This window comes from Acidimicrobiales bacterium, from assembly GCA_035546775.1.
GTDB lineage: Bacteria > Actinomycetota > Acidimicrobiia > Acidimicrobiales > JACCXE01 > JACCXE01.
Map to the genome: position 1 here is coordinate 1 of DASZWD010000025.1, position 10,797 is coordinate 10,797.

Annotated in this window: 13 protein-coding genes; 12 read left to right on the forward strand and 1 reads right to left on the reverse strand. The window is 68.7% G+C overall.

Going from position 1 to position 10,797, the window contains the following annotated elements:
* The first annotated feature begins 25 nt into the window (after positions 1-25).
* The 12 genes from VHC63_05115 to VHC63_05170 all read left to right on the forward strand — a co-directional run bounded on the left by VHC63_05115 (position 26) and on the right by VHC63_05170 (position 10,413).
* Positions 26-148 (forward strand): acyl-CoA dehydrogenase family protein, encoded by a 123-nt coding sequence (locus VHC63_05115; GenBank protein ID HVV35964.1) that lies wholly within the window; start codon positions 26-28, stop codon positions 146-148.
* Positions 149-272: 124 nt separating this feature from the next.
* A complete protein-coding gene (locus VHC63_05120) occupies positions 273-1,391 on the forward strand; it encodes a ferritin-like domain-containing protein (protein HVV35965.1) in 1,119 nt (372 codons plus the stop codon).
* Positions 1,388-2,179 (forward strand): SDR family NAD(P)-dependent oxidoreductase, encoded by a 792-nt coding sequence (locus VHC63_05125; protein HVV35966.1) that lies wholly within the window; start codon positions 1,388-1,390, stop codon positions 2,177-2,179. Before VHC63_05120 ends, VHC63_05125 begins: the two co-directional genes overlap by 4 nt.
* A 64-nt stretch (positions 2,180-2,243) precedes the next feature.
* Complete coding sequence (locus tag VHC63_05130) at positions 2,244-3,269, forward strand: oxidoreductase family protein (GenBank protein ID HVV35967.1); 1,026 nt, start codon at positions 2,244-2,246, stop codon at positions 3,267-3,269.
* Positions 3,266-4,633: an ABC transporter substrate-binding protein gene (locus VHC63_05135; GenBank protein ID HVV35968.1), complete on the forward strand. Its 1,368-nt coding sequence runs from the start codon at positions 3,266-3,268 to the stop codon at positions 4,631-4,633. Before VHC63_05130 ends, VHC63_05135 begins: the two co-directional genes overlap by 4 nt.
* Before the next feature lie 2 nt (positions 4,634-4,635).
* The gene (locus VHC63_05140) at positions 4,636-5,517 is read left to right on the forward strand and encodes a branched-chain amino acid ABC transporter permease (GenBank protein ID HVV35969.1); all 882 of its coding nucleotides are present in this window, start codon (positions 4,636-4,638) and stop codon (positions 5,515-5,517) included.
* On the forward strand, positions 5,514-6,596 hold the full coding sequence (locus VHC63_05145) for a branched-chain amino acid ABC transporter permease (GenBank protein ID HVV35970.1): 1,083 nt from the start codon (positions 5,514-5,516) through the stop codon (positions 6,594-6,596). The genes VHC63_05140 and VHC63_05145 overlap by 4 nt, the downstream gene beginning before the upstream one ends.
* Positions 6,593-7,369 (forward strand): ABC transporter ATP-binding protein, encoded by a 777-nt coding sequence (locus tag VHC63_05150; protein HVV35971.1) that lies wholly within the window; start codon positions 6,593-6,595, stop codon positions 7,367-7,369. Before VHC63_05145 ends, VHC63_05150 begins: the two co-directional genes overlap by 4 nt.
* Positions 7,362-8,087 carry an ABC transporter ATP-binding protein gene (locus VHC63_05155; protein ID HVV35972.1) on the forward strand — a complete coding sequence of 242 codons (726 nt, stop codon included), beginning with the start codon at positions 7,362-7,364 and terminating at the stop codon, positions 8,085-8,087. Before VHC63_05150 ends, VHC63_05155 begins: the two co-directional genes overlap by 8 nt.
* Positions 8,084-9,403 (forward strand): hypothetical protein, encoded by a 1,320-nt coding sequence (locus tag VHC63_05160; protein ID HVV35973.1) that lies wholly within the window; start codon positions 8,084-8,086, stop codon positions 9,401-9,403. Before VHC63_05155 ends, VHC63_05160 begins: the two co-directional genes overlap by 4 nt.
* A 13-nt stretch (positions 9,404-9,416) precedes the next feature.
* Positions 9,417-9,788: a hypothetical protein gene (locus tag VHC63_05165; protein ID HVV35974.1), complete on the forward strand. Its 372-nt coding sequence runs from the start codon at positions 9,417-9,419 to the stop codon at positions 9,786-9,788.
* Positions 9,778-10,413, forward strand: a complete 636-nt coding sequence (locus tag VHC63_05170) for a TetR/AcrR family transcriptional regulator (protein HVV35975.1) — start codon at positions 9,778-9,780, stop codon at positions 10,411-10,413. The genes VHC63_05165 and VHC63_05170 overlap by 11 nt, the downstream gene beginning before the upstream one ends.
* Before the next feature lie 11 nt (positions 10,414-10,424).
* Here the strand turns inward: VHC63_05170 and VHC63_05175 are convergent.
* Positions 10,425-10,797: MarR family transcriptional regulator (locus tag VHC63_05175; protein HVV35976.1), on the reverse strand; the 373-nt coding region annotated here is incomplete at its 5' end.

Below are 10,797 nucleotides of genomic sequence, written 5' to 3' on the forward strand. Positions count from 1 at the left end.
GCCCTTCGAGCCGTTCAACCTCGACGTGTGGACCGACAACTGGTTCAACCTCTACCTGCGGTCCTTCAGCGGCACCATCGCCGGGGGCACCTCACAGATCCAGCGCAACATCATCGCCGAGCGCGTGCTCGGCCTCCCGCGCAGCTGACACTCCGATCGCGAGGTTTCTGCAAGTAACCCCTTGACGAACGAGCGCGCGCGGGGCACCCTATGACCGGGCGGTCATATGACCAGGTGGTCATATGACCTTACGGGAGGGAACCACAAGCGCCATGACGCTGACTGCTGACCACAACGATCTCGAGGCGATCCTCGCCATCACCAACCGCGACGTTGACGAAATCGTCCACGCGGTGCAAGACGACGCCGACGCCCTGTTCACCTGGGACTACGAGAAGGGCGCGCGCCCCGCGCTCGACAAGCTCTACGAGAAGGCCAAGACCTCGCAGTGGAACGGCTCCACCGACCTGCCGTGGGAGACCGACGTCGACCCGCAGCGTGTGTGCGCCGAGATGATGCGCAGCGACTACCGCAGCCAGTACGTACGCCGGCTGACGAACACGCCGGGATCACCCGTCGCCCACTGGGGCGACAAGGAGATCGAGTCCTACGCCATCGAGACCACCAACCACCGCGTGAGCCAGTTCCTCCACGGCGAGCAGGGCGCGCTCCTGTGCACCGCCAAGATCGTGGAGACCGTCCCGTGGATCGACGCCAAGTACTACGCCGCCACCCAGGTGATGGACGAGGCGCGGCACGTCGAAGTGTTCGGGCGTTACCTCGACACCAAGCTCGACGGGCACTACCCGATCAACGCCCACCTGCGGATCCTGCTCGACGAGATCATCAACGACAGCCGCTGGGACATGACCTACCTGGGCATGCAGATCATGGTGGAGGGCCTGGCGCTGGCCGCCTTCGGCTTCATGCACCAGATGACGACCGAGCCGCTGCTCAAGCAGCTGCTGCGCTACGTGATGAGCGACGAGGCGCGCCACGTTGCCTTCGGCGTGCTGTCGCTCAAGGAGTATTACGACGACTTGACGACGGCCGAGATCGAGGAGCGCCAGGACTTCGCCTTCGAAGCCGCGGTGCGCATGCGCGACCGCTTCCTGCAGCAAGAAGTGTGGGACCGCCTCGGCATCGAACCGCGCCAGATGATCCCGCTGCTGCTGTCGCAGGCGCCCGAGGAAAACGAGTTCCAGAAGAAGCTGTTCTCCAAGATCGTGCCCAACTGCAAGAAGCTCGGCCTGCTCGACGCCGGCGACGGCAAGCTGCGCAAGCAGTTCACCGAGATCGGCGTCATCGAGTACGAGAACTTCATCGACACGTCCGACGAGTACGAACAGCTCGACCTCGTCGCGCAGGACCGCTCGGAGGCATCGGCGTGAACCTTTCGGGCAAGCGCATCGTGGTGACCGGCGCGTCGCGCGGCATCGGCGAACGCATCGCGCGTAAGGCGGCCGCCGCCGGCGCGCAGGTGGCGCTCGTCGCGCGCTCCCGCGAAGCGTTGGAGAAGCTGGCGGCGGATCTCGGTGGCGACGCGTATGCGGCGGACCTGTCCGACGCCGCCGGACGCGCCGGCCTCATCGCCCGTATCGACGCCGACGGGCCGATCGACGTGCTCGTGAACAACGCGGGAGTCGACCACGCCGGCCGGCTGGTCGACGTCGACGCCGCCGCGCTCAACTCGCTGTTCGAGCTGAACCTGCACGCACCGATAGAGCTGTGCCGGCAGGTGCTGCCGTCGATGCTCGAACGGCGGGCGGGCCACATCGTCAACATGTCGTCGATCGCCGGCACGGTCGGCGCACCCGGCCTGACGCTGTACACCGCGTCGAAAGCGGGGCTCTCGCACTTCACCGCCTGCCTGCGCGCCGAGATCAAGGGCTGCGGGATCGGCACGACCCTCGTCGAGTTCGGACCGGCGGCGACCGACATGATGGATTCGCTCCGGGGATACGGGCCTACGGCGCGCAGCGTCCGCCGCTTCGAGCAACTCAAGCTGCTCGTCGAGCTGGACCCCGACGTCGTCGCCGCCGCGGTTGTGTCCGCCATCCAGCACGACCGCCGCCACGTGCGCCTGCCCAAGAGGGCCGCGCTGTTCCCGATGCTGGCCGAGATGCCGCGTCGGATGACCGAGCTACTACTCGCCGGCGTTGACCACCACAGCGCCTGAACCATCCCAGGGGGGAAACCGAATGACCATTCCCAGCAACGCTTCTGAGCTCACGCCTGCGTGGATGAGCGAGGCCCTCGGCGCCACCGTCGTGGCCGTCGACGCCACACCGATCGGTGTCGGCGTCGGCCTGATGGGCGCCTTGTGCCGCGTGAGCGTTACCTACGCCGAGCCGACCGCGAGCCGGCCGGCGACGCTGATCGCCAAGTTTCCGGCAGAGGGCGACGCCAGCCGCATGGTCGCCGAACTGCTCGGCATGTACCGCAAGGAGGTGCGCTTCTACGAGCAGCTCGCCAAGCGCGCCGGCATCCCGCACGCCGAGTGCTACTACGCCGAACTCGACGACGAGACCCAGCGCTTCGTGCTGCTGCTGAGTGATCTCGCCAATGGGCGCGTCGTGGACCAACTCGAAGGTTGCAAGCTCGACGACGCCCGCCTCGCCGTCGAACGCCTAGCCGATCTGCACGCCAGCTTCTGGAACGACAGCGAAGTCGCGACGGCGGACTGGATGGGAGCGCTGTGCGACTCGCCGTTCCCCGAGGGCGTGGTGTTCAGCTATCAGACGTCGTGGGGGCCGGCGCAGGAACTCTTCGGCGACCAGATGCCGCCGGCGATCAAGGACCTCGGCGATCGCTTCGACGGGTTGCTGCCCCGGATCATGCAGCGGCTCTCGGAAGGACCGACGACGCTGTCGCACGGCGACTACCGCCTCGACAACATCTTCTTCTACGACACCGATCTCGCGGTGTGCGACTGGCAACTCGTCGACCGCTCCCGCGGCGCGCGCGACCTTGGGTACTTCCTCGGTGGCAGCCTGACGGCGGCGGACCGCGCGGCGCACGAGCGCGATCTCGTGGCGGCGTACGCGGCGCGGCTCGCGGCCAACGGCGTGGCCAACTACGACTTCGCCACGTGCTGGGAGGACTATCGCCTCGCCGTCCTGTTCAGCTTCGTCTACGGCATCGTCGCCGCCGGCGGTCTCGACCACGGCGACCCGCGAGGCACGGCGATCACCGGCGCCATGATCGAACGCTCGGTGGCAGCGATCCTCGAACTTGAGTGCCTGTCGTTGCCCGAGGCCGCCTCGTGAGCCGCCTGCGGCTCGGCACGGCGCTCCTGCTCGTCGTCGCTCTCGCCGGCGCCTGCGGCGCCAGCCCCGACGTCCGGCGCGAGGTGGCGGCGCGCAACGCCGCTGCGGCTCGTCGCGTCACGACCGCCAACACCGCGGCGTCGGGTGCAACCGACGTCGCCGGCGAGACGCTCGACGCCGGCGCGCAGGCGGCGACCGGCACGGCTAGCGGCCCGGCGGCGGCAGCGATCAATCGTGCGGCGGCGGCGCCCGCGCCCGCCGGCGGCAACGGTGGTGCGACAGACGTCGGCGTGACCGCCACGAGCATCAAGATCGGCGGCACGTTCTTCAACGGCGGCTTCCTCGATAAGTACAGCCAGGTGTCCGAGCAGGCGGCCAACGCTTACTTCAACTACGTCAACGACCAAGGCGGCGTTTACGGCCGCAAGATCCAGTTCAGCGGTTGCGACACCGCAGGCCAGGCGCAGGGCACGGCCAGTTGCGTCAACAAGTTCATCAACGACGACAAGGTCTTCGCCCTCGGCCCGAGCCTCGACTTCAACCTCGACACGGTGCCCCCGATCATCGAGAAGGCCGGGGTGCCGTGGGTCGGGACGTCGGGGCTCTACGCCGAAGAGTTCACCAGTCCGATGATGTTCCCGACGCAGCTCAAGGGTGCCGACGTCGGCGCCGAGATCGCCACGTTCGCGGCGCACAACCTGCACGCCACCACCGTCGGCGTGTCGTGGGTGACCATCGGTGCGGGTCCGGGCTGCAAGGACCGCGTGTACCAAATCGCGCCGGCGCTCGGCCTGCGCGTCGTGGTCGACGCCGTCAACGAAGACGTCAACAACGGGCTGTCGAGCCAGGTCGACAAGATCAAGTCGGCCAACCCCGACGTCGTGCTGTTCTGCAACGACCCGGTCAACAACGTGAAGTTCATGCAAGCCGCGGGGTCGAAGGACTACAAGGCGCCCAAGGGGTTCGTCGGCGGCTTCGTAGCCGCGGACGACGTGCCCCAGGCGATGGGCCGCGCCGGGATCGGCTTCTACGGGTTCTCGAGCTACGACTTCTACAAGTCGGACTCACCCGACATGAAGAGCTACCGGCAGATCACCGAGTTCTACTACCCGCGCATCTTCCACCACTTCTACACGCAGGCGGCCTACACGGGTGCCGTGGCGATCGTCGAGGCACTGAAGGCCGCTGGACCGAAGCTCACACGCGCGACGTTCGTCGCCGCGCTGCGCAACATGCACAGCCTCAACTCGATGGGACTCAGCTTCGACTTCGCCAACCACGGCGCCGCCCCATCAGGCATCATCCTGCAAGCCGACGAGAACCTCACCTGGCATCAGGTGACCAACCGCTTCAGCGCGGGTTAGTCGTGGAAAAGTTCGTCAGCCTGACGGTCAGCGGCCTCACGCTCGGGATGATCTACGCGCTCGTCTCGCTCGGCGTCGTCGTCGTGTTCCGCATCAGCCGCATCGTGAACCTGGCGCAGGGCGCGATGGGCGTGTTCTCGACCTTCGTGTTCCACTACGAGTTCAACGAGCGGTTGCACCTGCCCATCGGTGTGTCGTTCGTACTGACGTTGCTCGTGGGCGCAGTGCTCGGCGTGGTGATCGAACGCATGCTCATCGGCCCGGTGCGCCGCGACGGCATCCTGGCGACGCTGATCATGACCGTCGGTGTCTTGCTCGTCCTCACGGAGTTGACGGTGCAGTTCTGGGGGCCCAACACCCCGGTGATCGACTCGATCTTCCCCGACACGACAGTGCGGTTCGCCGGGACGGGCGTCACCGTGCACCAACTCGGCACCGCAGCCGTGGTGGTCGTCGTCGGAGCGCTGCTGTACGTGCTGCTCAACCGGACGCGGTATGGCCTCGCGGTGCAGGCCATCGCCGAAGATCCCGGCGCCGCGCACATCGTCGGGCTGCCGGTGCGGCTGATGACGACCTCGACGTGGGCCCTCGGGGGCGCGTCGGCCGCGCTGGCCGGCATGTTGTTCATCCACCTCAACGTGCTCGACCCGATCTCGCTCACCTTCGTGATGATCTCGAGCCTGGTCGCCGCGGTGATCGGCGGGTTCAACTCGCTACCACTCGCCGTCGGCGGCAGCATCGCCTTCGGGCTCGTCTACCAGTGGAGCAGCGGCTACATCTCCACGTCGGGTTCGGCCGACCTAGTGGTATTCATCGGACTGGTGGCGGTGCTGCTCGTCCTGCGCAACAACACCGTCGCCCTCGAATCGGTCGTCGAGCTATGAGCCGGCTGCGTTGGCAACAGCTCGGCGTGTTGGCCGTCGCCGCGGGCGCCGTCGCCTTCGCTTACGGAGCGCCCGACTCGATGCATTTCTACGGCGCGCTCTCCGTGGCCTACGCGCTCGTGGCGCTGTCGGTGATGGTGCTCGCCGGCTGGACGGGTCAGATCAGCCTGTGCCAGGCCAGCTTCTTCGGCGTCGGCGCCTACGGCGGCCAGAAGTTGCTGGCCCACGGCGTGCCGCTGCCGCTCACCCTCGTGCTCGTCGCCTGCATCGGCGCCGCGGTGTCGTTGGTGCTGGGCGGGCCGTCGCTGCGCCTGCGCGGCGTGTACCTGACCATCGTGACGCTGGCCTTCGGCGCGGCGTGCGAGAAGTTCGTCTTCCCGCTCGACTCGGTGCGCGGCGCGTTTGCCGGCATCGTGCCGCGGGCGAGTTTCTTCGGGCTGTCCACGGAGTCGGATCGCGGCTTGTACCTCGCGGGTGTGATCGTGGTCGGGCTGGTGCTGCTCGTCGTGATGAACCTGCGCAACTCCGACTTCGGTCGCGTGCTGTTCGCCATTCGCGACTCGGAGGACGCGGCGATGGCGATGGGCATCCGCATCGCGCCCTACAAAATCGGGGCCTTCGCCCTGTCCTCAGCCCTCGCTACTACCGGCGGTGTCTTCTACGCGATGTTGTTCCGTTCGACACCCGGCGCCAGCCAGTTCGGGGTGCTCCAGTCGTTCTTCTTGCTGGCGCTGCCGGTGATCGGCGGACTCGGCAGCCTCGCCGGGGGCGTGGTCGGCGGGGTGCTGCTCGCCACCGCGCAGCCGATCGTCAACCTGTTCCACGTCCGGCTGTTCCTCGCCACGGGCATCGGCCTGGTGCTGATCATGCTCGCCCGCACGGACGGGCTGATCGGCTTTGCGACCCGCGTCGTGGCCGACGTGCGCGACACCTTCACCCGCACCGCGCCCACGCCTGCCGTGCCCGCCGTGCCCGTCACGCCGCCCCGGGTCCGCGTCCGCCTCCGCACGCCCAGCGCAGCCGCAGCGGCCCCCCAGCTGCGGCTGCGCCTGCGCGCCCGCGTCGGAGCGCGGCCATGAACAGTCATCTCTGCGCACGCGACGTCACCAAGCAGTTCGCGGGGCTCACCGCAGTCGACGCCGTCTCCCTCGAGGTCCGGCCCGGAGAGATCGTGGGCCTGATCGGCCCCAACGGCGCCGGCAAGACGACGCTGTTCAACTGCCTCACCGGGTTCACGTCACTGTCCGGCGGTGTGGTCACGCTCGACGACCGCGACATCAGCCGCCTCGACCCCGCGGCGCGCGCCAAGCTCGGCGTCGCCCGCACGTTCCAGCAGGCGCGCTTGTTCGCCCACCTGTCGGTCCGGGAGAACATGCTGCTCGGCCGGCACCTCCACTACGGCGCGTCGGCGTGGCAGGCAGCGTTCCGCACCCGCCGAGCGCGCCGCGCCGAGCGCGAGGCGATCGCACACGTCGAAGCGCTCGCCGAGTTGTGCGGGCTCACGCAGCTGCTCGACGCCGCGGTGGGCGCGCTGCCCTATGGCACCCAGCGCATGGTCGAGGTGGCACGGGCCTTGGCGCTCGAGCCGACCGTATTGCTGCTCGACGAACCCGGCGCCGGAATGGACCCCGGAGAGTCGACGCACTTCGCGGAGTTGCTGCGCGAAATACATCGCCAGCGCGACCTGTCGATCCTGCTCATCGAGCACGACGTGCCCATGGTGCTGTCGGTGTGCCAGCGCGTCTACGTGCTCGAGTTCGGGCGCGTGATCGCCAACGGCACGCCCGACGCGATCGTCGCCGACCCCCGCGTGCGGGCGTCGTATCTCGGCACGGAGGTGGCCAATGTCTGACGCGTTGCTCACAGTGCGCGGTCTCGAAGTGGGCTACGGCCCGGTCGTCGCCGTGCGGGGCGTGTCGTTTCACGTCGCCGCCGGCGAGATCGTCGCGTTGCTCGGCGCCAACGGCGCCGGCAAGACCTCGACACTGCGCGGCATCACCGGACTCGTGCGTCCCCGCGCCGGCGCGGTGCGCGTCGACGGCGTGACCGTCACTCCCAACCCGGCGCGCATGGTGGCGGCCGGCGTGGCGCATGTCCCCGAAGGCCGCCGCGTGTTCCCGCATCTCAGCGTCGCCGACAACCTCACGCTCGGCGGCTGGCAACGGTCCAAGTCGATCGGCGCGCAACGCGACTTCGCCTACGAGATGTTCCCGCGCCTCGCCGAACGGCGCGGCCAGCTGGCCGGGTCGCTGTCGGGCGGCGAGCAACAAATGCTGGCGATCGGGCGCGCGCTGATGTCGTCGCCGCGGCTGCTGCTGATCGACGAACTCAGCCTCGGGCTCGCGCCGATCGTCGTGGACCAACTCGTCGACGGACTCGTACGCCTCAACCAGGAGCAGGGCCTCGCGCTCGTGCTCATCGAACAGTTCGTGCACCGGGCGCTGGCCATCGCCGACACGGTGCATCTGATGGCCAAGGGGGGCATCGTGTTCTCAGGAACACCCGACGAGGCACAGCGCGCCGGGGCGCTCGAACTCGCGTATCTCAGCGGCGCGGGAGCCTCGCGATGAGGCGCGTCGCGGTTGGCGCCGCCGCCGTCGCCTGCATCCTCGTCGGCCTGCCCACCCCGGCGCGCAGCGCGGCCGCGCCGCCGAACCTGGCGGCGGCCGACGCGCTGGCGGTCGGCACGCCCGCGGGGCTCGTGACGCGCATCCCCAACGAACTCGACGGCGGTGTGCTCTACAGCCGCTCGACCTACACGCTCGACAAGAGCCAGGCGATCGTGGCCGGGGTGACGCCTGGCCCGCTCGGCGAAGCGTTCCTGGAAACGACGGTGGTGGCGCCGCCGAGCGTGCCGCCCCAGGTCGGCAAGTACGTGGCGTACAAGAACCCGTCGCTCGTCACCGCGCAGTACCCGCCGAGCAATGTGTTCCCGGCGGAGGCGTCGGTGGCCGACGGCGGACTGATCGTCGAGGCACCGTTCAAGCTGCGCGCCGGTTCGCTCACCGCGAAAGCCTCACCCGTGTCGGCCGACGCCGCCGCGGTCTCGGGCGGTCAGTTCGTCATCCCGAAGGTCGTCACGGTGCAGCACGCGGGCGGCGACAGCGACACCCACGTGCTCGACGACGGCACCGTCGTCGCCGAAGCCCACTCGTATCTCAGCGGCATCAACATCGCCGGCATCCTCGACATCGCCAGCATCGACAGCGTGGCCCGCACCACGGCCAAGCCGGGAGCGACGCCGACGCATTCGCTGTCGATCTCAATCGGGCGCGGGCTGATCGCGGGGATGGGCGTGACCATTGACACGCGCGGCGTCCACCTGGCCGGTTCGACGGTGGCCGACCCGGCGCGGATCGCCGCGGTCAACGCCGCCTTGAAGGCGCTCGACCGCCTGCACATCGCCGTCGCCGTGTTGCCGGGGATCGACCAGCACGCCGATGATCGGTCGGCCGCCGCGTCGGGCGCAGCGTTGAGCATTCGCTACGACGTGACCTCGTTGGTGCCACCGAGCGTCGACACGCCGGCCGGGCCCGTCGGGTCGCCACTCGGCGACGTGGGTAAGGACGAAGAAGTCCTGCTCGGTCAGGTGCAGGCGAGCTCGCTCGCCGCGGCCCGCCGTCCGATCGCCGACCTGCCGCCGAGCAGCAACGTGCTGGCCGACACCGTCGAGCAGCCCGCCCCCGTCGACCTGGGCAATCCCGTCGCCACCGCGCCCGTGCGCCGCACCGGAGCGCCGCTGGCGCTCGCCTCCCCGCGCCTGGCCAAGCACGTCGCTCCGCCGGGCGTCGATGCGCTGCGCGGTGCCTACGGACTCGTGTTGCTGTGCGCCTTTGTCACCGTGGGCGCGCTGCAAGTCATTCGTCGCCGCGCCAACGCGGCTTAGCTAGGAGACAACCATGAACTACGACCGCACCACCAAGTTGCTGCGTCTCGGATCGGGCGTGCTCGTCGCCGCCGGCCTCGTCGCCGTGCTGCTCGGGTTCCTCGGCGTCCGCGACCAAGGCAACGTCGAACTCCAGATCCCCTACCTCATGAGCGGCGGCCTCGGCGGGCTCGCGCTCATCGGCCTCGGCGCGCTGGCGCAGATGCAGGCGCAGATGCGCCAGCAGGAGCAACGAATGGCCCACATCGTCGACGAGCTCGACGAGTGGAAAGAGGCGGCGCTGCGCGAAGTCCGCACGTTCCTCGAGTCGGCGGTGTTCGAAGTCGACGCCGACACCCTCATCAAGACCAAGACCAACGGACGGTCGCGCGCTAGTGCCAACTGACACCTGGTGGAACCTCCCGCCCGACAAGCGGGAGCGCATCATCCATGCAGCCAAGGTCGAGTTCGCCAAGGGCGGCTTCTCGGCTGGGAGCCTGAACGTCATCTCCCGCGACGCCGGCATCGCCAAGGGATCGCTCTTCCAGTACTTCACGGACAAGCTCGACCTGTTCGCCACCATCTGCGACGCCGGCAGCGAGGACATCCAGGCGGCGGCCCTCAAAGGCGTCGACCCCGACACCATGGGTTACTTCGAAGCGGTGCACCGGATGATGACCAACTGGCTGCGATTCTTCCGCGCCCACCCCGTCGAGCGCGGCATCGCCTTCGCCGCGGCCAACGAGGTCGACCCTGAGGCCCGCGCCGCCGTACGGTCGATCACGAACGAGCGCTTCGTCACGGTCTTCGCCCCGATGGCCAAGCGAGCCGCCGACCTCGGTGAACTCCGGCCCGGCGTCGACACGGATCAGCTCGTAGCCATGACCGTCATGTTGTTCCGCCACCTCAACTCGGCGCCCTTCTACGAGCACATGGATCCGGTGCTCGACCTCACGCGCAAGTCCGCCAAGGAGGTCGAACGCATCAGCCACGAGCTGGTCGAAGCCCTCGCCCGCGCCTACACCGGGTAGTCGCGGATCGGCTACGTATCCGCGACGGTGTCGCCGGCGGCGGCGCGGATCTTGCGGACGAGGCGCACGAGGTCGTTCAGTTCGTCGTCGGTGAGGCCGACGGTGGCGAACAGCTTCACGTTGAGTTCGTCGACGGCGCGGTCGAAGAGCTTGCGGCCCTTCGGCGTGATCTCGGCGAGGGTGGCGCGGGCGTCGTCGGGGTGCGAGACGCGGCGGCACAGATCGGCGGCTTCGAGCCGGTCGATGGCGTTGGTGACCGTCGCCGGCGTGATCCACAACTGGTCGCCGAGCCGGCCGAGCGTGAGAGGCGGATTGAACCGCAGCATGCCGAGGACTTGGTAGCGGGCGAAGGTGAGCCCGAGCGGGCGCAGGATGTCGGTCGCT

Coding starts and splice junctions, on each gene's coding strand:
- VHC63_05120 (HVV35965.1), top strand. CDS start 273: ATGACGCTGACTGCTGACCACAACGATCTCGAGGCGATCCTCGCCATC.
- VHC63_05130 (HVV35967.1), top strand. CDS start 2,244: ATGAGCGAGGCCCTCGGCGCCACCGTCGTGGCCGTCGACGCCACACCG.
- VHC63_05145 (HVV35970.1), top strand. CDS start 5,514: ATGAGCCGGCTGCGTTGGCAACAGCTCGGCGTGTTGGCCGTCGCCGCG.
- VHC63_05150 (HVV35971.1), top strand. CDS start 6,593: ATGAACAGTCATCTCTGCGCACGCGACGTCACCAAGCAGTTCGCGGGG.
- VHC63_05155 (HVV35972.1), top strand. CDS start 7,362: ATGTCTGACGCGTTGCTCACAGTGCGCGGTCTCGAAGTGGGCTACGGC.
- VHC63_05160 (HVV35973.1), top strand. CDS start 8,084: ATGAGGCGCGTCGCGGTTGGCGCCGCCGCCGTCGCCTGCATCCTCGTC.
- VHC63_05165 (HVV35974.1), top strand. CDS start 9,417: ATGAACTACGACCGCACCACCAAGTTGCTGCGTCTCGGATCGGGCGTG.